Source organism: Allosalinactinospora lopnorensis (genome assembly GCF_000981225.1).
GTDB classification, from domain to species: domain Bacteria; phylum Actinomycetota; class Actinomycetes; order Streptosporangiales; family Streptosporangiaceae; genus Allosalinactinospora; species Allosalinactinospora lopnorensis.
In genome coordinates this window covers 1-21965 of record NZ_LAJC01000045.1, presented here as the reverse complement: position 1 = coordinate 21965, position 21965 = coordinate 1, and the positions used below count along the sequence as shown (strand labels likewise).

General features: G+C 69.5%; 18 protein-coding genes and 1 pseudogene. 2 read left to right on the top strand and 17 right to left on the bottom strand.

The genetic code is table 11. From position 1 onward, the window contains the following. Nucleotides 1–54: 54 nt before the first annotated feature. Nucleotides 55–1047 carry a LysR family transcriptional regulator gene (locus VS93_RS16600; protein ID WP_082126945.1) on the bottom strand — a complete coding sequence of 331 codons (993 nt, stop codon included), beginning with the start codon at nucleotides 1045–1047 and terminating at the stop codon, nucleotides 55–57. A gap of 79 nt (nucleotides 1048–1126) precedes the next feature. On the opposite strand from VS93_RS16600, the gene VS93_RS16595 reads away from it, so the two are divergent. Beyond that, nucleotides 1127–2398, top strand: a complete 1272-nt coding sequence (locus VS93_RS16595) for an MFS transporter (RefSeq protein WP_046470833.1) — start codon at nucleotides 1127–1129, stop codon at nucleotides 2396–2398. A 57-nt stretch (nucleotides 2399–2455) separates the two neighbouring features. Continuing rightward, nucleotides 2456–2806, top strand: coding sequence for a hypothetical protein (locus tag VS93_RS16590; RefSeq protein ID WP_046470832.1), 351 nt, complete (start codon nucleotides 2456–2458; stop codon nucleotides 2804–2806). Nucleotides 2807–2811: 5 nt separating this feature from the next. Here VS93_RS16590 and VS93_RS16585 read toward each other — a convergent pair whose 3' ends face one another. From VS93_RS16585 to VS93_RS16510, 16 genes and pseudogenes are all read right to left on the bottom strand, one after another. Further along, on the bottom strand, nucleotides 2812–3870 hold the full coding sequence (locus VS93_RS16585; protein WP_046470831.1) for a hypothetical protein: 1059 nt from the start codon (nucleotides 3868–3870) through the stop codon (nucleotides 2812–2814). Nucleotides 3871–3924: 54 nt separating this feature from the next. Continuing rightward, nucleotides 3925–4836: a DivIVA domain-containing protein gene (locus VS93_RS16580; RefSeq protein ID WP_046470830.1), complete on the bottom strand. Its 912-nt coding sequence runs from the start codon at nucleotides 4834–4836 to the stop codon at nucleotides 3925–3927. Nucleotides 4837–4966: 130 nt separating this feature from the next. Then, nucleotides 4967–5260, bottom strand: a complete 294-nt coding sequence (locus VS93_RS16575) for a YggT family protein (RefSeq protein WP_046470829.1) — start codon at nucleotides 5258–5260, stop codon at nucleotides 4967–4969. Nucleotides 5261–5299: 39 nt separating this feature from the next. Then, the gene (locus VS93_RS16570; protein WP_046470828.1) at nucleotides 5300–5821 is read right to left on the bottom strand and encodes a cell division protein SepF; all 522 of its coding nucleotides are present in this window, start codon (nucleotides 5819–5821) and stop codon (nucleotides 5300–5302) included. A 114-nt stretch (nucleotides 5822–5935) separates the two neighbouring features. Further along, nucleotides 5936–6673, bottom strand: coding sequence for a YggS family pyridoxal phosphate-dependent enzyme (locus VS93_RS16565; protein WP_156184883.1), 738 nt, complete (start codon nucleotides 6671–6673; stop codon nucleotides 5936–5938). Beyond that, a complete protein-coding gene (gene pgeF, locus VS93_RS16560; protein ID WP_046470826.1) occupies nucleotides 6670–7392 on the bottom strand; it encodes a peptidoglycan editing factor PgeF in 723 nt (240 codons plus the stop codon). The genes VS93_RS16565 and pgeF overlap by 4 nt, the downstream gene beginning before the upstream one ends. A 140-nt stretch (nucleotides 7393–7532) precedes the next feature. Then, entirely contained in the window at nucleotides 7533–8924 is a 1392-nt protein-coding gene (ftsZ, locus tag VS93_RS16555; RefSeq protein WP_046470825.1) for a cell division protein FtsZ, read from the bottom strand. Between the two features lie 471 nt (nucleotides 8925–9395). Further along, the gene (locus VS93_RS16550; protein WP_046470847.1) at nucleotides 9396–10124 is read right to left on the bottom strand and encodes a cell division protein FtsQ/DivIB; all 729 of its coding nucleotides are present in this window, start codon (nucleotides 10122–10124) and stop codon (nucleotides 9396–9398) included. 24 nt (nucleotides 10125–10148) lie between these two features. Further along, nucleotides 10149–11597 (bottom strand): UDP-N-acetylmuramate--L-alanine ligase, encoded by a 1449-nt coding sequence (gene murC / locus VS93_RS16545; protein WP_046470824.1) that lies wholly within the window; start codon nucleotides 11595–11597, stop codon nucleotides 10149–10151. Continuing rightward, nucleotides 11594–12757 carry an undecaprenyldiphospho-muramoylpentapeptide beta-N-acetylglucosaminyltransferase gene (gene murG / locus VS93_RS16540; protein WP_046470823.1) on the bottom strand — a complete coding sequence of 388 codons (1164 nt, stop codon included), beginning with the start codon at nucleotides 12755–12757 and terminating at the stop codon, nucleotides 11594–11596. The genes murC and murG overlap by 4 nt, the downstream gene beginning before the upstream one ends. Then, nucleotides 12754–14109 (bottom strand): putative lipid II flippase FtsW, encoded by a 1356-nt coding sequence (ftsW, locus tag VS93_RS16535; protein ID WP_046470846.1) that lies wholly within the window; start codon nucleotides 14107–14109, stop codon nucleotides 12754–12756. Before ftsW ends, murG begins: the two co-directional genes overlap by 4 nt. Before the next feature lie 130 nt (nucleotides 14110–14239). Continuing rightward, entirely contained in the window at nucleotides 14240–15685 is a 1446-nt protein-coding gene (murD, locus tag VS93_RS16530; RefSeq protein ID WP_082126944.1) for a UDP-N-acetylmuramoyl-L-alanine--D-glutamate ligase, read from the bottom strand. Between the two features lie 3 nt (nucleotides 15686–15688). Next, nucleotides 15689–16744, bottom strand: coding sequence for a phospho-N-acetylmuramoyl-pentapeptide-transferase (mraY, locus tag VS93_RS16525; protein ID WP_046470822.1), 1056 nt, complete (start codon nucleotides 16742–16744; stop codon nucleotides 15689–15691). After that, a complete protein-coding gene (locus VS93_RS16520) occupies nucleotides 16741–18159 on the bottom strand; it encodes a UDP-N-acetylmuramoyl-tripeptide--D-alanyl-D-alanine ligase (protein ID WP_046470821.1) in 1419 nt (472 codons plus the stop codon). Before VS93_RS16520 ends, mraY begins: the two co-directional genes overlap by 4 nt. A 231-nt stretch (nucleotides 18160–18390) precedes the next feature. After that, nucleotides 18391–19983 (bottom strand): UDP-N-acetylmuramoyl-L-alanyl-D-glutamate--2,6-diaminopimelate ligase, encoded by a 1593-nt coding sequence (locus VS93_RS16515; RefSeq protein WP_046470820.1) that lies wholly within the window; start codon nucleotides 19981–19983, stop codon nucleotides 18391–18393. A gap of 182 nt (nucleotides 19984–20165) precedes the next feature. Then, nucleotides 20166–21843 (bottom strand): annotated as a pseudogene (locus VS93_RS16510) (peptidoglycan D,D-transpeptidase FtsI family protein). Between the last annotated feature and the right edge of the window lie 122 nt (nucleotides 21844–21965).

Below are 21965 nucleotides of genomic sequence, written 5' to 3'. Positions count from 1 at the left end.
TCTCGGGCGTACACCCACCACGCGTTCCCCAGCGGGGGCGCACCCGGGGCACGTTCACCGGTCCGGTTCCGGCGCCTCCCGGCCGGAGGGGCCGCCATCGGCAACGGCCCGAGCTTCCCCTGCCGTAGGGAAAGCGGCGGGGTCCACGTCCGCGGTCCTCTCCCGCCAGAGTTCGCGGGCAGCGTGGGTCAGCGCGTCCAGTGCCGGAATGCGGCGGTTCTTGTGGCGGGCTATGTAGATCCCCAAGACCGGGGCGACCTGCCACGGGAGGACGACGAGCTCCCCGCGGTGGGTCTCGCCGGCCGCTGCCCGGACCGGGATCATGGCCACTCCCAGCCCCTCCGCGGCACAGCGTTTCTGCGCCTCGACCCCCAGGAACTCCATGACCACCGGACGGATCCCTGCTCGCTGGAACTCCCGCTCGACCACCTCGCGCTGCGCGCAGTCGGGCTCGGACACCAGCATGGTCTGATCGGCGAGATCGGCGGTGGCGACCCGATCCGAGGCGGCGAGCGGGTGGTCCGGGTGCGCCACCAGCCGCAGCGGTTCGTCGGCCAGCCGTTCCACGGCCAGCATGGGGGCAACGATGCTCTCCTCCAGCAGGAACCCCACGTCGAGGCTGCCGTCGGCGAGGGTGTCGAGCACCGTGGTACGCTCCGCCGGGCCGAAGACGAGGCTCAGGCGGGTGAAGCGGTCCTGCAGCCGCCGCAGCACCGTCGGCAGGCGGTAGGCGCACAGGCTCCCCGGAGCGGCGACGCGCAGGATCCCGCGCGCCTCGTGAGGTCGGCCGTGCGCCACGTGTACCGCCTCGCGCGCCTGCTCCGCGCGCTCCAGAATCTCCTGGGCGTGCCGGCGCAGCTCGTGACCCGCCTGCGTGAGCGTCACCCGGCGTCCAAGGCGCTCGAACAAGGGGGCGTCAAGATCGCTTTCCAGCGCCTTGATCTGAGCGGTCACGCTCGACTGCACATAGCCGAGCTCCTGGGAGGCGCGCGTGAAACTCAGGTGGCGGGCGACCGCGAGGAAGGTCGCCAGCTGCCGCAACTCCATGGGCCGATTCTAGTTATCGATGGATCGCATCGAAAAGGTTCGTTGGACGCGATTGATCGGGAGTGGCGAGGATGGTCCCATGCCTTCGCCCTCTTCCTCCGGTTCCGGTACGAGACGGCCAGGCGGGTCGCCCGCGACCGCCCCGTCGGCACCCTCCGCGCTGACCGGACGCGACTTCCTGATCCTGCTGGCCGCGACGCTGCTCGCGTTCTGCAACTTCGCACCACTGCTGTCGGTGCTGCCACTGTGGTCGGCCGGTAGCGGGACCGGGCACGGCGGAGTCGGCGGGATCGCCGGAACGATGATGGCCACGACCGTCGGCGTCCAGTTCCTCATGCCCTGGATCCTCTCCCGGTTCGGGCTGCGCCCGATCCTGGCCGCCGGGGCGCTCCTGCTGGGCACGCCGACCCTGGCCTATGTCGCCTCCCCCGACCTGACCTGGGTACTCACTGTCTCGGCGGTGCGCGGCGCCGGATTCGGGATGGTCGTGGTCGCCGGTAGCGCTCTCGTCGCCGAGCTGGTGCCGGCGGCTCAGCGCGGACGCGCCGCCGGACTCTACGGCATGGCCGTGGGACTCCCGCACGTGCTCATGCTGCCGCTGGGCGTCTGGTACGTCCAGAACGTCGGTTTCGGCGCGGTGTTCGTGATCACCGCGCTGCTCGGCGTTCTCGTCGTCCCGCTGATGGCGATGATGTCCGGCCCCCGAGCCACCGTGCACGGCGATCCCGCGGGCAGCGGCAGGCCGTCCTCCCGGACGCTGCGCCCCCTGGCCGCCCCCTGGGCGGTGCTGCTCGGCACAGCGTGCGCCATGGGCGGGGTGACCTCCTTCCTCGCGCTGGCCCTGGGTGACTCCGGAGCAGCCCCGGTAGCGCTCCTCCTCCTGTCGCTGGGAGTGATCCTCGGCCGCTGGGGCGCCGGGGTGTGCACGGACAGGATCGGGGAAGGCCGGCTGATGCTCCCCGGACTGGCAGCCAGCGCCCTGGGGATGGTCGGTCTCGCCGCCGCCACGGAGATCGACACGGGAGCGGGCGTACTCGCGGCCGGTGCGGCGGTCCTCTACGGGACCAGCTTCGGCGCGGTGCAGAACGACACGCTCGTGACCATGTTCCACCGTGCCGGCCCGGGCGGCGGTGGTACGGCCAGCACCGTGTGGAACGTGGGCTACGACGCGGGCACCGGTATCGGGTCGGTCGTGGTCGGAGTACTCGCCGCGGAGGTGGGGATCGCCGGCTCGTTCACCGTCACCGCGCTCGCGATGCTCGTGATCACTCCATTGGTGTGGGCCGCTCCCCGCCGCGCCGGTACCGCGGGAGGCCGGCGCTCCGGCGCCCCGTCCCCTGGTGCGCTTTGACCGCTCCCCTCCGGATCATGGTTGCCGCATTCCGCCAACACACCGATCGGAACACCGATGACCGAGTACCGCGCTTCCTTCGACGCCGCCGTCACCTTCAGTAACGGTGGCGACCTGACCGCGCGCGGATTCCGGATAGATGTCCCATCCCGCGACGTTGACCACGCCGAGATCGCCGCGCTGTTCGTCGCCTCGCTCGACCTGCTGATGACGGAATCACCGCTCCGGTATCCGCCCTTGACCGCCGGTCCGCCCGGCGGCGGTCGTGCGAGTGGGCGGTTCCGAGTATGGAGGCCCCGGTCAGGCGGAGCCGGCCTGCAAGCGCCCCGGGTCGGAGTCGTCGTCCTCGCCGCCATCCGTGTCATCGGATTCGGGGGCGTCCTCGGTCCGCTTCGCGGCCGGCCCTGATTCGATCACCGGTTCCGGCGCCTCTTCTGGCTCTGCCCGCTTCTCGCGTCCGCCGTCTCCAGTGTCTCGGTGTCGTCAGGGGTTCCCGTTCCGTCCGCAGCCGCATCGGCGTCCTCGGCCGCTGGTCCGGCTACCGGATCGGAGCCTGCGGGGGTCTCCTCCTCGGTGCACTCATCGTCCTGCTGCAGGCGCTCGACGAAGGCGCTGAAAGAGGTGTCGTCGCCCGGATCGCTGTCCGTGTCATCGACCGCCGCTTCGGACGGCCCGGATTCCGGGGACACGTCCCCGCCGTCCGGGGCGGGCTCCTCTGTTTCCTCTGCTCCGGTGTCCACACGGACCGCCTCGGCCGAGGACACGTCCGCGGCATCGGCAGCCTCTTCCACGTCGGCCTCGTCCTGGCCGAAATCGGCCGACCGGATCGCCTCCTCGTCACCGTCCCCGCCAGACACGGACAAAAGGACGGAGGAATCCTCCCCTTCATCCGAAACCCCACCGGAAACGGAAGCGGCGTCACCGTCGTCTTCCGCCTCGGTGTCCAGTGCGCTTTCCCCGTCCGCGGGTTCCTGCGGGGTAGTGGTCGTCATGGACTCAGCGGCCGATTCCTCAGAGGTGTCAGGTGTCTCCCCCTCGCCGGGGTCGGTCTCGACGGAGCGGACCGCCTCGGCCTCGCCGCCCATGGGGACATCGGAGCCGGGTGGTCCAGCGTCCCCTGCGGGAAGCACCGCGCCCCGCACCGGCGCCTCGGCCGATGCGGGGGGCCTGCTATTCCCGGAGTGGGCCTCCTGCGCCGCTGTCGCCGCCATAGCGGGAACGGCAGAGACGGACGCCTTCCCCAAACCGTCCGTCTGTGGCTCCGTCTCCCTGGCGAACACCTGCCGCGCCTTCTCAAACAGAGCGGAGACTCCCAGAGATTCACGATGTCTGACCACTTCGGCCACGAGCAGGGCGGCGCTGAGGCCGGCCAACCCGAGAGCGATGTAGACCAGGGTCGTCTCTGCGAGTGCCACGGCCACCATGATGACGATCAGAGCCGCCACAACGGTGACAAGGCTTACGAGGAACACGGAATCGGAGAGCCTTCACTCATGGGATGTTGTATCGTACGACGCCCACCGGTATCAGCGACGCTCGTGCGGGGCCTCACCCGGGTGGTAGCCGCCACCGTGCGGGGCGGGTTCCGGCTGAGCGAAGGGATTACCTGAAGGAGCGCCGTTCGCCGGACCACCGTGCTGCTGCATGGACGGGCTCCCGCCGGTCGGGGCCATCGTCTGGAAACCACCGGTGGTGTTCGGGTTCGGGCCGCTGGGCTCGTTGGCGCCCTCAGCGAGCTCGCGCAGCTGGCGCTCGAAGTAGTCCTTCAACCGGCTGCGGTACTCACGTTCGAAGTCCTTGAGCTCGTTCACCTTGTGTTCGAGCTCTTCGCGCTGCTGCACCAGGGAACCCATCACCTGGCGGTGCCGCTCCTGGGCATCGCGGTCGAGGTTCTCGGATCGGGCGCGGGCCTCGTTGACGATCTGGTCGGCCTGGCGGCGCGCCTTGCCGAGGATGTCGTCGGCTTCGTGCCTGGCGCGGCCGAGGGTCTCGTCGGCCTCCCGGCGGGCGTCGGAGATGGCCTGGTCGGCGGTCTGCTGAGCAAGAGCCAGCACCCGCGCGGCGGTGTCCATGTTCTCCTCGCCGCCCTGCAGCCCCATGTTGGCGGCCATCGCCGGAAGCTGCTGCTCGACCGACTGCACGGCCGGTTCCGGTCGAGCGGGCTCGGGCTGCGGCGGCGGCTCCGGAGGGAGTTGCTGCTGCTGTTGCTGCTGTTGCTGATCCTGAGGCTGCTGGAAGTCCTGCATGCCAGCGTTGGGCACCTTGCCTCGCAGGCACTCGGCGAGCTTCCCTCGGAGCTCCTCGTTCTCCTGGATCAGACGATCGAGCTCGGACTCGACCTCGTCCAGGAACGCGTCTACCTCTTCTTCGTCGTACCCCGGTCGGAGCCGGGTCGTACTGAACTGCTTGTTCCGCACATCCGCGGGTGTCAGCGGCATGTTCGTCTCCTTGGCGCGCTTAGATCTCGTCCGTAGGGACGCTACCTGATCGTGACCTGACGGCAATCCGGAACATGACTAAGACCACATATCGGAAGCATTCTCTCCCTATCCGACATTTCGTGATCTTCTAGGCAATCTGGACCGCGGTCACGATCTGGATGAGGATCACCACGAAGAGGAAGAGGACCGTGAAGCTCAGGTCGAGCGCCACGCTCCCCAAACGTACGGGCTTGATGAACCGGCGCAGGAACTTCAACGGCGGGTCAGTGACCGTGTAAACGACCTCCGCCAGCACCAACAGGATCCCGGTCGGCCGCCACGATCGCGCAAACGCCTGTACAAGCTCAAAGACGAGCCGCCCTATGAGCACAAACAAGAAGATGTTCAGCGCTACGAGGAGAACGGACTGGACGATACTCACGGTCGTGCCTGGACCCAATCTTTGGACATCTGTAACGGTCTAGCTCTGGTTGAAGAACCCACGCTCGGCGATCCGTGCCTTGTCTTCAGCGGTCACCTCAACATTAGCCGGGGACAGCAAGAACACCTTGTTGGTCACGCGCTCAATACTGCCGTGCAGTCCGAAGATCAGCCCGGCCGCGAAGTCGACCAGACGTTTGGCGTCGCTGTCGACCATCTCGGTCAGGTTCATGATCACCGGTATACCTTCTCTGAAGTGCTCTCCGATAGTACGCGCTTCGTTGTAGGTACGCGGATGGAGTGTGGTAATCCGTGCGAGATCCGCGGTAGCGGTACCGGTGACAGTACGCCGCCCTCCGGGGGGCACGGGGTAGCCGTCCGCCTCCGTCACAGGTTCGGCGCGGGGGTCATAGCCGTGCGGGTCGAGATCCCGTTCCCGCCGTCCTTCGATACCCTCGTCAAAGTCATCGAAGTCATCGTACTCATCGGCATAGCGGTGATCGTAGCGGTCGTCCTCCACGAGGCCGAGGTAGACCGCCATTTTGCGCATCGCGCCGGCCATCTCATGTCCTCCGTCGTCCCTGTGGTGCTGCACCGCCGATGAGTTCTCAGGATCCGCCCAGGTCCGCTCACTGGGCGAACTCGACAGATGGGTGCCAAGGTCTATGTGGGGACATTACCCCACGTTCGTGCCACGGTTGCCGAGCAACGCCGTGCCGACCCTCAGATGTGTCGCGCCGTGCTCGACCGCGGCTTCCAAGTCCCCGCTCATCCCCGCGGATATCACCGTGGCTTGAGGGTAGCGATCTCTGACCTCCGAGGCGACCGCATATAGCCGTTCGAACGCGCCGGCGGGTTCCTCTCCGCGGGGCGCCACGGCCATCACCCCTCCTACTGACAGTTCCTCCTCGGCCGCGATGGCGTCGGCGAGCGCGACGGCGTCGCGCGGATCCACTCCGCCGCGGGGGCCGAGGACCCCTGCGGCCGAGCCCGGATCGAGGTTGACCTGGACGAGACAGGTCAGCTCCCGCTCCTCGGCGCGGACCCGGGCTCCCAGCGCACGGGCCAGCCGCGCACGGTCGACCGAGTGGACCACATCGGCGTACCGCGCGACGGAACGGGCCTTGTTCGTCTGCAGCTGCCCGACGAAATGCCATCTGAGGTCCAGATCACGGCACTCCGCGGCCTTCAGCGCGGCTTCCTGGTCCCTGTTCTCCCCGATGTCGCAGATGCCCAGCTCCGCGAGAACCCGCACATCAGAGGCGGGATAGGTCTTGGTTACCGCGATGATCGTCACATCGCCCCCCGAACGCCCGGCCTTCTCGCAGGCGGTGTCGACGCGCTCACGCAGGGCGCGCAGGTTTGCCTCGATGTGCTCGGCCCGCGCCTCGTTCCGCTTCGCCGCCATGCTCATGCCCACCAGACGTAACCCGCGAAGCGGCCGGTCTTGGAGTCGCGGCGGTGCGAGAAGAGGTCCGGGCTCTCCAGAGTGCAGCGCTCGTCAACGGCGACATGGCCGATTCCGGCCCGCTGCAGCTGCGCGGTCACCCCCGCGCACAGGTCGACCCCGGGGGTGCCCTCCCGCGTGCGGCTCGCCGCCTCCGGAGTGGATCGGGTCACCTCCTCCTGCAGGTGGTGCGGAACCTCGTAGCACCGGCCGCAGATGGAGGGCCCCAGGGCAACGGTGATCCGGCCGACCTCGGCTCCGTTGCGCACCATCTCCGCCACCAGCGCGGAAGCGACCCCATGGGCGGTGCCGAGCCGCCCCGAATGCGCCGCGCCGATGACCCGGGCCGCCGGGTCCGCGGCGAGTATCGGCAGGCAGTCGGCGGCCAGGGTACCGAGCACCAGGTCGGTCCGGGTGGTGACCACCCCGTCGACCCGCCCGACCACGCCGGGCTCCTCGGCGATGGCGACGTCGGCACTGTGCACCTGGTTCATCCAAACGACGCGTCCGTGCCCGAAACCGAGACGAGCCGCGGCGATCCGCCGGTTCTCGACCACCGCATCGCGGTCATCGGGAACCCCCATGCCGAGGTTGAGCGTGTCAAAGGGCTCGGCGCTGACCCCGCCGTCGTAACGCTGGGTGAAACCGGCGCGCACACCCGGTCCCAACTCGATCACGGCACTCATGTCTGCGGTCGGTCCTCCTATACGACGGCGAGGGCACGCAAAAAGCGTACCGGTGACGGGGCTTCCCGCCACCGGCACAGTCGCAGCGCACGCGTGTATGGAGAGTTACCGGTCCCGGTCCGCTCGAAGGCGTCCGCGCCCTACTTCAGGAAGTCCGGAACGTCGAGGTCGTCCGGGTCGTCGAACACGACGCGGCGGCGCGGTGTGGGGACATCGTTCGAACGCGGGAACGCGCTCTCCGTCCCGGTCCGGCGCACCTGGTTGTATCCGTGGTCGCTGACCGCGTGGATGTTGCGCGTTCGCTGCGGTTCCTCTTCGTCTTCCTCGGCCTCCGCCGAGGCGCTCTCCTCGACCGGCTCCGGCTCCGGCTCGGGCTCCGGCTCGGCCGGTGCCGTGGCGCGCGGCGGATCCTCGCGAACCGGCTTGGGTTCCGGCGCGGGCTCGGGGACCGGTTCCGGCCGTTGGGGCTCGGCCGCTGCGGGCTGGACCGGGTCTCGCGGTTGGAGTCCGCTGTCCGCCGGTTCGGTGCGCCGCGGCGTCTCGGGAACGGCCCGGCTCGCCTTTGGCGGGTTCAGCGATTCGCTGCGAGGCTCGTCGAAGCCCGCGGCGATGACGGTGACCCGCACCTCGTCCCCGAGAGCGTCGTCGATGACCGCACCGAAGATGATGTTGGCCTCGGGCGCCGCGGAGTTGGCGACGAGCTGCGCCGCCTCGTTGATCTCGAACAGCCCGAGATCGGATCCGCCCTGGATGGACAGCAGAACCCCGTGCGCGCCGTCGATGCTGGCCTCCAGCAGCGGGGAGGAGATCGCCATCTCCGCCGCGGCAACGGCGCGGTCGTCTCCGCGCGCGGAGCCGATCCCCATCAGCGCGGAGCCGGCCCCGGACATCACCGACTTGACGTCGGCGAAGTCCAGGTTGATCAGGCCGGGCGTCGTGATGAGGTCGGTGATGCCCTGAACACCGGACAGCAGCACCTGGTCTGCGGCCTTGAAGGCGTCCAGCACGCTGACCTGGCGGTCGGAGATGGAGAGCAGCCGGTCGTTGGGGATCACGATGAGCGTGTCGACCTCGTCGCGCAGCATGGCGATGCCGGACTCGGCCTGCGTCGCCCGGCGCTTGCCCTCGAACCCGAACGGCCGGGTGACCACTCCTATGGTCAGGGCGCCGAGCGAACGCGCGACGTCGGCGACGACGGGGGCGCCGCCGGTGCCGGTGCCGCCGCCCTCGCCCGCGGTCACGAAGACCATATCGGCCCCTTTGAGGACCTCTTCGATCTCCTCGCGATGGTCCTCGGCGGCCTTGCGCCCGACCTCGGGGTTGGCTCCTGCGCCCAGTCCCCGGGTGAGCTCGCGGCCGACGTCGAGCTTGACGTCTGCATCGCTCATAAGCAGCGCCTGAGCGTCGGTGTTGATGGCTATGAACTCGACGCCCTTGAGTCCCTCTTCGATCATTCGGTTAACGGCGTTGACACCGCCGCCGCCGATACCGACGACTTTGATGACCGCGAGGTAGTTCTGCGGTGCTGCCACGACGAGGGGCCTTTCCGCTCGCATCCGCCAACCGGCCGTCCCACTTCAGCGAAGACTTCTGCAGTTCCCCCGGCGGGCCGGCCGACTGACTGTCCGGTTCTACAGTCTCTCTTCTGGGGCCTTCGCGGCCGGCCGGTCGGGCCCCGTGAAGGCTCCAAGGGGAGGCGCGCCCTGCACGCACCTCCGCGCCTGATGTGCCCTAAGGCTTAAAGTCTGTACTCATTTCGTTCAAAGGTAGTACTTCCCGCCGGCAGCTCGGAAAAGCACCGGCGGGAAACCAGCTACGGACTCAGCCTAACGGCGCATCACCCGAGGTGGCGATGCGCACGCTCGGCGCGTCGCGTCTGGAATGTCCCGCCGCGAGAAGAAGAACGGGACGCGAAGCGCCTGTGCCCCCGCCAGCTTCCGAGCGCACAGGGCACCATGTGCCCGCAAACTCCGCACCCGGATTCGGCCATATGGGTATTTCCGTTACTTGACAACCGCCACGTCCGGAGCACTGACGTCATAGCGGCGCTCCGCCTCCGGCGGATGCTCCCGCATGAGGATGGCGAGGGCGTCCGTCTTCTCCCGCGCGTTCCGGCCGTCGCCCCACAGTACGCTCGCGCCGCCGTCGAGCTCGAAGGTGATGTTCTCGGGGTCGCTCGCGTCTATCGAGACGAGCGAGCCGAGGACCCGGTCCGGAAGTTCGTCGGTGATGTGCGCGACCGTGGTGATGGCGCGGTTCCCCTCGACCTCTCCTCTGACTTTGACAAGGGGGTGGTCATCCGGGCGCTCGTCGGAGTCCGTGATGCGGACTCCCTGGTGGTCCACTAGCCGGTATCCCTCGCCGACCCTGATGCTCAGTCGGGGCGTACGCTCGGTGACCTCCACCCGCAGCGTCGCCGGCCATCCGCGGGACACCTCGGCCGACTCGACCAGCCGCAGTTCCTCGGCCCGGCGGGCGGCGGCGTCGGTGTCGACGCGGGCCAGCGGGGTTCCGGTGGGGACATCGACCGCGGCCTCGACCGTCTCCGGGGCGAGGCGCTCGATGCCGCTCACCTCGACGTCCCGCACCACCAGCAGCCGCGACCCCAGTAGCACCCAGGTGACCACGGACAGCACGGTGACGATGAGCAGCGTAACGAACGCGACCTTCCACGGGTCGGAACGGCCGGACCGCTTAGCGGTCCGCCCTTCCGCGTCCCCGCCGTGTCGCACCGCACCCTCGTCCACCGCGCGCCGCTACCCCGCTGTCGCTTCCAGTTCCCCGACGATCCGCGGACCGAGTTCGGTGACGTCTCCTGCGCCCATGGTCAGCACGATGTCGCCCGGCCGTGCCAGAGACGCCGCCCGTTGCACGGCCTCGGCCCTGTCGGGATGGTAATGGACCCGTTCGTGGCCGATACCGCGGGTGATCAGTCCGGAGTCGACCCCCGGCTCGGGGTCCTCGCGCGCGGCGTAGATGGACAGCATCACGACCTCGTCGGCCAGTGTCAGCGCCTCGGCGAACTCGGTAGCGAAGATGCGGGTGCGGCTGTAGAGGTGGGGTTGGAACACCGCCACGACCCTGGCCTGCGCGTCGGCCGAGCCCTGAGGTGCGGCCTGGCCGCTCCTGGAGTCCAGCGCCGCGCGGGCGGCCTCCAGGTCGGCCGCGATCTCAGTGGGGTGGTGCGCGTAGCTGTCGTAGACCGCGACACCGCGCGCCTCCCCCTTGAACTCGAATCGTCGCGCCGCTCCGGTGAACGCGGCGAGTCCTTCGGCGGCGACCTCGGGATCGTGGCCGAGCTCGTCGGCCGCGGCGATGGCGGCGGCCGCGTTGAGCACATTGTGCCGTCCGGGAACGGCGACGGCGCACTGCAGCCGGTCCTCCGAACCGGTGTCCAGGGTGAACGCGGTGGAAAAGCCTTCGGCGGCGATCCCGATGACCCGGTAGTCGGCCTCCGGCGCCTCCCCGTAGGTGCGCACCCGCTTGCCGCGCTCCCGGGCGATCTCGGCGACCTTCCGGGCCCCGGGGTCGTCGATGCCCACGATCAGCGCGTCCTGCACCTGGTCGACGAAGGCGGCGAAGTTGGCGTGGATCTCCTCCAGCCCGCCGTAGTTGTCGAGATGGTCCGCTTCGACGTTGGTGACCACGGCGATCTTGGGCGACAGCATCAGGAAGGAGCCGTCGCTCTCGTCGGCCTCGGCCACGATGACCTCCCCGTCGCCGGCGTCGGCCCCCAAACCCGTCGTGACGAGCGTGCCGCCGATGACGTAGCCGGGCGCGGCCCCCAGATGCTGCAGCACAACGGTGAGCATCGACGTGGTCGTGGTCTTGCCGTGCGTTCCGGCCACGGCCACGCCCGTGCGGTCGAACAGCAGCGCGCCAAGAGCGGCGGCCCTCGGCAGGACGCGCAGGCCGCGCCGGAGCGCTTCGGCCAGCTCGGGGTTACTCTCGCGCACGGCGGAGGAGACCACGACGGTGTCGGCCCGCCCCACATGCTCGGCGGCGTGGCCCACGTGGACCTCGGCACCGAGCTCCTCAAGCCGGCGCAGCAGGTCGCTGTCCCTGGCATCGCTCCCCGAGACCGCGGCACCGCGCTGCAGCAGCACCCGGGCGATACCGGACATTCCCGCCCCGCCCATACCGATGAAGTGGACCCGGCCCAGCTCGTCGACGCGCACCGGATCGGCCGGTTCGACCAGGCTCATCGGGCGTCCTTCCCGTCATCGAGGTAGACCTCGCCGTCGTCCTCGGCCTCGTCGACGGGGACCTCCGGTGTGGGCTGATCGCCGCGGGCGATGGCGAGGACCTCGCGGGCCAGTTCCATGTCGGCCGCGCGCCGACCCATCTTGGCCGCCGCCTCCGACATCGCCACGACCCGGTCGGTGTCGGTCAGCAGCGGAATGAGCTGCTCGGCGATCCACCGCGAGGTGAGCTCGGAGTTGTCCACCATGAGCCCGCCGCCGGCCTGCACGATCGGCTCGGCGTTGAGCCGCTGCTCGCCGTTGCCGATCGGAAGCGGGACGAAGGCGCCCGGCAGCCCCACAGCGGTGAGCTCCGCGCACGTCATCGCCCCGGATCGGCACATGGCGACGTCGGCGGCGGCGTAGGCCAGGTCCATGCGGTCGACGTAGGGGACGATGACGTACGGGACGCCGTCCCGGGTCCGGTCCTCGGGCTCGTCCGCGTTCTTCGGCCCCACAACGTGCAGGACCTGCACGCTGGCCGAGCGGAACTGGTCGGCGGCTTCGAAGGCGGCCTCGTTCACGGCCTGCGCTCCCTGGGAGCCGCCGAAGATCAGCAGAGTGGGCAGCTCGGGACGGAGCCCGAAGTGCGCGCGGGCCTTGTCGCCGAGGGCCAGCCGGTCGAGCCTGGAGATCTGCTCGCGCAACGGAATGCCGACGTAGCGCCCGTTGCGGATGTCGGTGTGCGGGTGGCCGGTGAAGACGTGCGGTGTGAGGCGCGCGCCGAGCCGGTTGGCCAGACCGGGGAGCGGATTGGCCTCGTGCACCACGATGGGGGTGCGCCGCCGGCGGGCCGCGAGGTATCCCGGGGTGGCCACGTAGCCGCCGAAACCCACGAGGACGTCGGCGCTGATCCGGTCGAGCTGCTCGCCCGCGGCACTGATCGCATTGGCCAGCTTGCCCGGAACCGAGAGCAGCTTGGGGGTGAGTTTACGAGGCAGTGGAACAGCGGGAATCTGCCCGAGTTCGTAGCCCCGCATGGGGACGAGCCGGGTCTCCAGTCCCCGCTCGGTCCCCAGACACACGATCCGGGTTTCAGGGTCGATGCGCCGCAGCGCATCGGCTAGGGAGAGTGCGGGCTCAATGTGCCCGGCCGTGCCGCCTCCGGCGAGGGCTACCCTCATCGTCGCCGATTCCTCCTCGTTCGAACCTGGGTCGGCCGCGATCCGTTCTTCGCCCGGGCCCCGGCCATCGTCGATGAGCCGGCGTTTCCCAGGCCACGCCAGCTTAGAGCCCTTTGGGCCAAGCTGGGACCACGGACGGCCAGCGCCCTGCGGGCGGCCGGCTCCGCTTTCGCGAGTGCGAGCAGAACTCCCACACCCAGCATGGTCGGCACGAGGGAGGATCCCCCTGCGGAGACCAGCGGAAGCGGGATACCCGTGATCGGTAGCACCCCGATGACCGTTCCGATGTTGACCATCGCCTGAACCGAGATCCACGCGGTGATCGCCATGGCGGCCAGCCGCACGAACGGATCGCAGGCGCGCGATGCGACGCGTAGTCCAGCGTAACCCAGGACACCGAACAGTCCCACGACGAGAAGCGTCCCTATCAGCCCCAACTCCTCCCCGATGATCGCGAATATGAAGTCGCTCTCGGGATGGGGCAGGAACCCCCACTTCTCCCGGCTGCCTCCGATGCCGACCCCGAACACCCCGCCGGTCCCCAGCGCATACAGGCCGTGCAGCAGCTGGAACCCCGAGCCCGACGCGTCGGCCTCCGGGTTGAGGAAGGAGGTGACGCGCGCGATCCGGAACGGCTCGACGGCCACCATGATCCCCGCGAGCGTGAGGACCAGCGCGAACATGCCGACGAAGAGTTTCCCCGGCGCCCCCACGACCCACAGCAGGGCCAGGAAGATCGTCAGCAGCACCATGGTGGTGCCGAGGTCGGTCCCCAGGAGCACGAGGAACACCAGCGCCCCGCACCCCGGTAGCAGGGGGATCAGCAGTTGGCGCCACTCCACGAGCTGTTTCAGCTCCTCCTTGCGCGCGAGCACGTCCGCGCCCCAGAGTGCGAACGCGAGCTTGGCGGGCTCGGACGGCTGGATGGTCAGCCCGCCGACCTCCAGCCAGCGCACGGCGCCGTAGCCGTACTCCTCCCCCCTGAAGACGGTGATCAGCAGCAGCGCTACGGCCACGATCATCGCCGGGTAGCCGATCAGCCGGAGCACCTTCAGCGGCGCGTGGGAGGCGGCGATCATCAGCGGCAGCCCGACCGCGGCGGCCGCGATCTGCTTCTGGAAGAGCGAGAACGCGGACCCCGTGGAGGTGTAGGAGTCGACCATGGACGACGACAGCACCATGATCAGACCGAGCACGATGAGCAGCGAACTGCTGCCGAAGATGAGATAGTACGACGTCAGTGGCCGGTTCCGCATCTGCGGCAGTTCCCGCAGCCATGCCGTGGTCCTGCCGCCGGTGATCTCAGGCTCCGCCGAGCCGCCGGCAGGGGGGACAAGTGTCGACACCGCTATACGCCTCCGCCCACGCCGCGGTTTCCCTAGCGTCGACCAAGTTTGGCGCCAAGAGAGGCCCAACCGTCGGATATTTACCGCGTGTTGGTCTCCTTTCTCCGCGGGCGGCGGAGAGGGAGGGCCCTTCTGGCTACCGGTCCAGAGCGCGCACGGCGTCGGTGAACCTCTCGCCGCGCACGTTGTAGTCGGTGAACATGTCCATCGACGCCGCGGCCGGTGCCAGCAGGACGGTGTCGCCGGGACGCGCGATCCCCACGGCCGCGGTCACGGCCTCGCTCATGGCGGTGTCGCCGTCATCGGTATCGTCGATGTCCACGACCGGCACCTCGGGCGCGTGCTCGTCGAGGGCCGCGCGCAGCCGCGCGCGATCGGCCCCCAGCAGCACCGCCCCGCGCAACCGGGGTGCGGCCGCCCGCACCAGCGCGTCGACCTCGGCGCCTTTCAACAGCCCGCCGGCGACCCAGACGATGGAATCGTAGGAGGCGAGGGAAGCGGCGGCGGCGTGCGGGTTGGTGGCCTTGGAGTCGTCGACGTAGTCCACACCGCCGATCGCCGCAACGTGGGAGATGCGGTGCGGCTCGGGCGCGAACTCGGCGAGGCCGGCGCGTACCGCCTCCGGGGCCACGCCCACCGAACGCGCCAGGGCCGCCGCGGCCAAAGCGTTGGCCACGTTGTGCGGGGCGGACGGGACCACGTCGGCCACCCCGGCGAGTTCCTCCGCGCTGTTCTGCGGATCGGCCGCGAAGGCCCGATCCACCAGCAGATCATCCACGACACCGAGTTCGCCCGGACGCGGGGTGCCGAGGCCGAAGCCGACCAGGGTGGCCTCCGGATCGCCGTGTTCGGTGGCCAGCCGCACCGACCATTCGTCCGCGGAGTTCATCACCCGGATGGTTCCGGGCGAATAGATCCGGCCCTTGGCCTCGGCATAGGGCTCGAAGCCGCCGTGCCAGTCGAGGTGGTCGGGGGCCACGTTGATCACGGCGGCGGCGTACGGGCGCAGCGACGACGACCAGTGCAGCTGGAAGCTGGAGAGCTCGACCGCGAGGATGCCGGTGTGCGTGCCGTCCTCCCGGGGGAGCGCGGCGTCGAGAATGGGGGTGCCGACGTTGCCGACGGCCACGGCGTCGCGGCCATCGGCGCGCAGCATCGCCTCCAGCATGCGTACGGTGGTCGTCTTGCCGTTGGTGCCGGTGACCGCCAGCCAGGTCTGGCCCGCCGGCCGGAGCCGCCAGGCCAGCTCCACATCACCGATGACCTCGATGCCCGAGCGGGCGGCGGCCCTCAGCAGTGGGGCGTCCGGGCGCCAGCCGGGTGAGGTCACGACGAGTTCGGTCCCCTCAGGCAGCGTGTCGCCGCCCAGCTCCACCCGGGCGCCCTCGGAGCGGAGCTCCGCCGCGCACCGTCGGGCGGCCTCGTCGTCGCGGCCGTCCACGACGACCACCCGTGCCTCGCGCCTGAGCAGGGCGCGGGCAACGGGCGGGCCTGATACGCCCAGTCCGGCCACGCACACCGCGCGCCCCTTCAGCCCGGTCTCGAAGCCCACCGGTTCTTTGCCGTCGCCGTTCTTGGCCATGCGCTATCTTGGCATCCATTCCAGGTAGAACAGGCCGATGCCGACTCCCACGAGCAGTCCCTGGATGATCCAGAACCGGATCACGATCGTGGTCTCGGCCCAGCCTTTGAGCTCGAAGTGGTGTTGCAGCGGCGCCATGCGCAGTATTCGTTTACCCGTTAGCCGGAAGGAGCTGACCTGCACCATCACTGACAGGGTGATGATCACGAACAGGCCGCCGATGATCAGCAGCAGCAGCTGGGTGCGGGTCGTGATGGCCAGGCCGACGAGCAGACCGCCCAGCGCGAGCGAACCGGTGTCGCCCATGAAGATCTTGGCCGGCGGCGCGTTGTACCAGAGGAAGCCGATACAGCCGCCGAGACCGGCCGCGGCCACCACGGCGAGGTCCAGCGGGTCCCGCACCGGGTAGCAGCTCGGGGCCAGGTAGGCGACGCAGCTCTGCCGCAGCTGCCAGTTCCCGATGATCACATAGGCGACCAGGGAGAGGATCGTGGCACCGGTGGCCAGGCCGTCCAGGCCGTCGGTCAGGTTCACCGCGTTGGAGAACCCCACGATCAGAAACAGCGCCCAGATGACGAACACACCGAGCATCAGGGGCGGGCCGAAGTCGCGCAGGAAGGACAGCTGCGGGGATGCCGGGGTGTAGCCGTAGCCATCGGGGAACTGGGTGACCCCTACGGCGAAGATCACGCCGACGACGGTCTGCCCGAGCATTTTCGCGCCACTGCGCAGGCCCAGGCTGCGGCGCTTGTAGATCTTGATGAAGTCGTCGAGGAAACCGACGCCCCCCATGCCGACGAGGAGGAACATCACGAGCAGACCGGACATGGTGGGCGTCGTCACCAGCACCAGGTGCGAGCCGAAATAGCCGATGACAGCGCCCAGGATGATGACGATACCGCCCATCGTGGGCGTGCCCTGCTTGGTCTTATGGCCCTCGGGTCCGTCGTCCCGGATCTCCTGGCCGAACTTGAACCGGTACAGGATCCGGATCACCATCGGCATCATCAGCAGGGAGACGATGAGGGAGAGCGCAGAAGCGATGAGGATGCCGGTCACTTGGCGTCCTCCATGGCGATGAGCTGCTCGGCTACCTGTTCCAGCCCGGCCACGCGCGATCCCTTCACCAGAACGACGTCTTTGGGCCGCAATCGCTCGCGCAGCGCCGCGGCCGCTTCGGTTGCGTCGGAGACCATCAGGCTCTCTCCCTGCCACGCGGGCACGCTCCGCGCCCCATCGGCTATGGGCGTCGCGGCCTCTCCGACGGCCAGCAGAGTGTCCACCCCGTTCGATGCCGCGAGCCGGCCGATCCGTTCGTGCTCGACCCGCTCTTCGGCCCCCAGCTCCGCCATGTGCCCCAGAACGGCGAAGGAGCGCCGCCGCTCGCCGAGCACCCGCAGCGTCTCCAGGGCCGCGCCCATGGACTCGGGGTTGGCGTTGTAGGCGTCATTGACGACGGTGACGCCGCCGGCCAGCTCGGTGACCTCCATCCGCCACCGGCTGATCTGCCCGGCCTCGCCCAGCGCCGCGGCGATCGCGGCGACGTCGGTTCCCATGCCGCACTCGGCGGCGACCGCCGCGACGGCCAGCGCGTTGTACACCTGGTGCGTCCCGACCAGCGCGAGCTGGACGGGCGCCGAGCGGCCCGCCATCTCCAGTGTGAAGCACGCCCGCCCGGCACTGTCGAGTTCCACGCCGGCGGCGCGGATGTCAGCGTCCTCGGCCAGCCCGTAGGAGACGACCCGGGCGCGCGTCCGCTCCGCCATGGAGATCACGGCGTCGTCATCGGCGTTCAGCACCGCGACTCCGCCGGCGTCGGCGTCCGGAAGCGCTTCGACCAGTTCCCCCTTGGCCCGGGCGATGGCCTCCCTGCTTCCGAACTCGCCCATGTGGGCACTGCCGACGTTGAGCACCACGCCGATCCGCGGAGGCGCGATGGAGCACAGGTGCGCGATGTGTCCGATGCCGCGCGCGGCGACCTCCAGGACGACGAAGCGGGTGTCCTCATCGGCCCTGAGCACGGTGAGGGGGTGTCCGATCTCGTTGTTGAACGATCCGGCGGGCGCGATCGTGGGGCCGAGGCGTTCCAGCACCTGGGCGAGCAGGTCCTTCGTGGTGGTCTTGCCGGAGGAGCCGGTGACGCCGATGATGTCGGCCCCGGTCAGCTCCTCCGCGACCGTGCGCGCCAACCGCCCCAGCGCGGCCACGACCTCGGCGTCGCCTCCGTCGACCAGCAGCTGCGGCGCCGCCACCGGCTGGGACCCCAGCACGGCGGTCGCGCCCGCCGCGACGGCGGCGTCGGCGAAGTCATGGCCATCGACCCGCTCGCCACCCAAAGCCACGAAAAGCCCTCCGGGGCATGCCTGGCGCGAGTCGACCACGACCGGGCCGGTGACAAGCTCCGTTGGCTGCGCCGATCCGTATATACGGGATTGGGTGATCTCAGCGATCCGATCGAGCGTCAGCGCGATCAAATCCACTCCTCATGTTGGGCCCGCTCCTCCACGTCTGGGGCGCCTCGGCAGTGGACGGCGTGATTACCGGGAAAGCGATGTAGTCGTCAACCGTGAGGCGGCGTCATCACGCCACGGAGGCGGGCTGCATTTTGCCGGACATAACCTTAGAACATGTTTGGATATCGGGGTTGCGCCCAGTCCGGAAGGCCGGCTGCTTCCTGACCGCCGGTATGGGTCGCACGGGACCGATCAGCCACCGGCTCTGCGGTGCAACGCGTTACGCAGCACCTCCCGGTCGTCGAACGGCAGCACCTCTCCCGCCACGTACTGGCCGCGCTCATGCCCTTTCCCGGCCACCACCAGGATGTCTCCCGTTCGCGCGCGTTCGACCGCCATCTGGATGGCCGCGGCGCGATCGGGTTCGACCGCGATCCGGGCCCGCTGGTCGACCGGAACCTTGACGACCCCGTCGAGCATGCTGGTGATGATCGTCACCGGATCTTCACCGCGCGGATTGTCGTTCGTAAAGACCACGGCGTCGGCCAGCCGGGCGGCCACCTCCCCCATGAGGGGACGCTTGGCGCGGTCGCGGTCGCCGCCGCACCCGATGACCATGGTCAGCCGGCCTTCGGCGGTCTTCCGCAGCGAGGAGAGCACAGCCTCGATCGCACCGGGTTTGTGCGAGTAGTCGACGAGAGCGGTGAAGTCCTGTCCCTCGTCGACGGACTCCATCCGACCGGGCACTCCGGGAGCCGCCGCCACCCCTTCGATCGCGGTGTCCAGAGGGATCCCGGCCTCAACCAGGCCGACGACGGCGGCCATGGCGTTGGAGACGTTGAACGGGCCGGGCAGCCGCACCGACGCGTCGGCCTCGACACCGCCCGGCCCCACGATGCGGAACGTGCTGCCGTCGCGAGCCAGCCGGATGTCCGTCGCGCGCCACTCCGCCTCGGGGTCCTCCGAGGTGGAGAACGTGGTCACCGGGACCTCGCCGCGGGCGTTCACCATGTCGATGAGAGCGCGACCGAAGCGGTCGTCGCGATTGATCACCGCGACCTTGGCGAACTCGGGAGTGAACAGCCGCGCCTTGGTGTCGAAGTACTCGCGCAGGTCAGCGTGGAAGTCCAGGTGGTCCTGGGAGAGGTTGGTGAAGACGGCGACATCGTACAGGGTCCCGCCGACCCGTTCCATGGCCAGGGCGTGGCTGGACACCTCCATGGCGGCGGCGACGACGCCCTGCTCGCGCATGACGGCGAACAGGGCGTGCAGATCCGTCGCTTCCGGTGTGGTCAGCGAGGAGTTGACCCGTTCGTCGCCCACGCGCATCTCGACGGTGCCGATCAGCCCGGTCGCGACGCCCGATGCACGCAGCCCGGCTTCGACGAGATAGGTGACGGTGGTTTTACCGCTGGTCCCTGTGGTGCCGATGAGCAGCAGTTCGTCGGCCGGGTAGCCGTACACCCAGGCGGCGATCTCGCCGAGGCGGGCGCGCGGGTCGTTCACGGTGAGGACCGGGAGCCGGGTCGCGGCGGCCCGATCGTAGCCGGCCGGGTCGGTCAGGATCGCCACCGCACCGGCCTCGGCGCTCTGAGCGGCGAAATCAGCTCCGTGCACCTGCCCTCCCGGTAGCGCCGCGTACACGTCCCCCGGACGCACCCGACGGGAGTCGTGGGTGATCCCGGTGATCGTCGTCCCGGCGATGTCGGGCTGTTCGGCGCCGACCTCGGGCGCCGCACCCGCTGGTGCCGCCTCGTCGGAGTCGATACACGTGACGAACGCGTCCGACCCGAGAATCCGGGCGAGCTCGGGCAGCGGGCGGATCTGGTTCTGATCTGGTCGCATTACCGGTGGCACGTCGTGAGGCTATCGGGTGTTGTGGGCAGGGGGTTAATCCACGAAGGGCGAAGGCGGGCGCGCGGTCCGCGGCAGCCCGGGGCGGCCGGCGGGCTCCGCAGGTCCGATGACCGCGGCTTGACCTTTTCCCCACCCTGAAGGACGGGGGATGCGGCCTCAACCATCTCTGGTCACTCGTCCTCGTACAGTCGGATGTTGGGCGCGTCGCCCTCCGTCGGCGGGATCTGCAGCGTCTTCATCCCAAAGGACATGACGTCGGCGAACACCGGGCCCGCCGCCTCGCCGCCGTAGTAGCTCGTCTGCGGGTCGTGCAGCACGACCTGGACGATGAGCTCGGGGGCGTCCGCCGGGGCGAAACCGGCGAAGGTCGAGGTGTACCCGCCCCCGGGGTAGCCGCCGGTGTCGGGGTCGACCCGGTTCGCGGTGCCGGTCTTGCCCGCCACCCGGTAGCCGGGGATCCGGGCCTCCTGGGCGGTACCTTCGTCGCCGGTGACCGCTTCGAGCATCAGCTTGAGCTCGTCCGCCGTCTTCTCGCTGACGACCCGCTCCCGCTTGGGGTCCCCGGCCTGGGTGAACGTGCCGCTCTCGTCGACGGTGCCGGCCACGACGGTCGGCTCCACCCGGACGCCGTCGTTGGCGACCGTGGCATAGACGCTCGCCAACTGCACGGCGTTGACCGAAAGCCCTTGGCCGAAGGAGATCGACGGGAGCTGCGTGCCCCACCACTCGTCGGGATCGGTCAGGATGCCCGCGTTCTCGCCCGGCAGGTCCAGACCGGTGGGCTGGCCGAAACCGAACTTGCCGAGGTACTCGTAGAGCCCCTTCGCCCCGAGCTGCTCCCCCACCAGGATCATTCCGACGTTGCTGGACCGCGCCATGATGCCGTTGAGCGTCATCCGCTCGGTCTCGTGCTCCTCGGAGTCGTTGAACGTCTGGTCGTGGCGCTGGAGGGAGTCGGGAACGGTGTAGACCCTCTCAGGCGTGGTGACCCCCTCCTCCAGAGCTCCGGCGGCCGTGATGACCTTGTTGGTGCTTCCGGGCTCGAACGCCTCGCCCACGGCCCCGTTGGTCCGGTCCTCGGCGGCGGAGCCTCGATGTCGTCCGGGGAGTAGGTCGGGTAGTCGGCCATCGCGACGATCTCTCCCGTCGGCCTCATCGCGATCACACTGCCTCCCTCGGCACCCAGCTCCTCGACGCGTTCGGCCAGCGCCTGCTGGGCGTGCCACTGGATGTCCTGGCCGAGGGTGAGCCGGACGTCCCGGCCGGGAACGGGTTCCGTGGCCAGTCCACCCGCCATGGGGATCTGGGTCCCGGTGATCCCCGTCTCCACCTGCTGCTTGCCGGGCCGGCCCGCCAGCGTCTCGTCCATGACGCTCTCCAGGCCCTCAAGGCCGCGGCCATCGGCCCCTACGAAGCCGATGAGGTCCGCGGCGCCGGTCTCCTCGGGATAGACACGCTTGTAGTCGACCTGGGATCCCACGCCCTCAAGACCGAGCTTCTCCAGTTCCTTCCACTCCGCGGGCGGGACCTCCTTCTTGATGATCTCGAACCGGCTCGGCTCGGCGGCGACCTTGGCCGCGACCTCTTCCCTGTTCAGGCCGAAACGCTCGGCCAGATCGTCGGTGACGACGTCGCGCTTGGACTCGGGGATCTCACCCGGGTCGACGAAGACGGTGCGCACCTCGACCGAGACCGCCAAGCGTTGCCGTTGGCATCGGTGATCTCCCCGCGGGTGGTGGGAATGTCGATCGTGCTCAGCCGCATGTCGGCCGCTGCGGCGGCGTAGCTCGGGGCGTCTATGGCCTGGATCTGCACCAGTCGCCCGGCGAACAGCACCATCACGACCATGATCAGGACACCGGCGGTCTTGATGCGGCGCTGCGGGTCGCGGCGGCGGAACCGGCGGCGCAACGGCGGCACGGAACCCGGCACTCCCCCGCTCCGGGAGGAGGCGGACGGGCGTCGGGGCG

Coding starts and splice junctions, on each gene's coding strand:
- VS93_RS16600 (WP_082126945.1), bottom strand. CDS start 1,047: ATGGAGTTGCGGCAGCTGGCGACCTTCCTCGCGGTCGCCCGCCACCTG.
- murD (WP_082126944.1), bottom strand. CDS start 15,685: ATGGCCAAGAACGGCGACGGCAAAGAACCGGTGGGCTTCGAGACCGGG.
- pgeF (WP_046470826.1), bottom strand. CDS start 7,392: ATGAGTGCCGTGATCGAGTTGGGACCGGGTGTGCGCGCCGGTTTCACC.
- VS93_RS16570 (WP_046470828.1), bottom strand. CDS start 5,821: ATGGCCGGCGCGATGCGCAAAATGGCGGTCTACCTCGGCCTCGTGGAG.
- VS93_RS16515 (WP_046470820.1), bottom strand. CDS start 19,983: ATGCGACCAGATCAGAACCAGATCCGCCCGCTGCCCGAGCTCGCCCGG.
- VS93_RS16590 (WP_046470832.1), top strand. CDS start 2,456: ATGACCGAGTACCGCGCTTCCTTCGACGCCGCCGTCACCTTCAGTAAC.
- murC (WP_046470824.1), bottom strand. CDS start 11,597: ATGAGCCTGGTCGAACCGGCCGATCCGGTGCGCGTCGACGAGCTGGGC.
- VS93_RS16565 (WP_156184883.1), bottom strand. CDS start 6,673: ATGAGCATGGCGGCGAAGCGGAACGAGGCGCGGGCCGAGCACATCGAG.
- VS93_RS16580 (WP_046470830.1), bottom strand. CDS start 4,836: ATGCCGCTGACACCCGCGGATGTGCGGAACAAGCAGTTCAGTACGACC.
- VS93_RS16595 (WP_046470833.1), top strand. CDS start 1,127: ATGCCTTCGCCCTCTTCCTCCGGTTCCGGTACGAGACGGCCAGGCGGG.
- murG (WP_046470823.1), bottom strand. CDS start 12,757: ATGAGGGTAGCCCTCGCCGGAGGCGGCACGGCCGGGCACATTGAGCCC.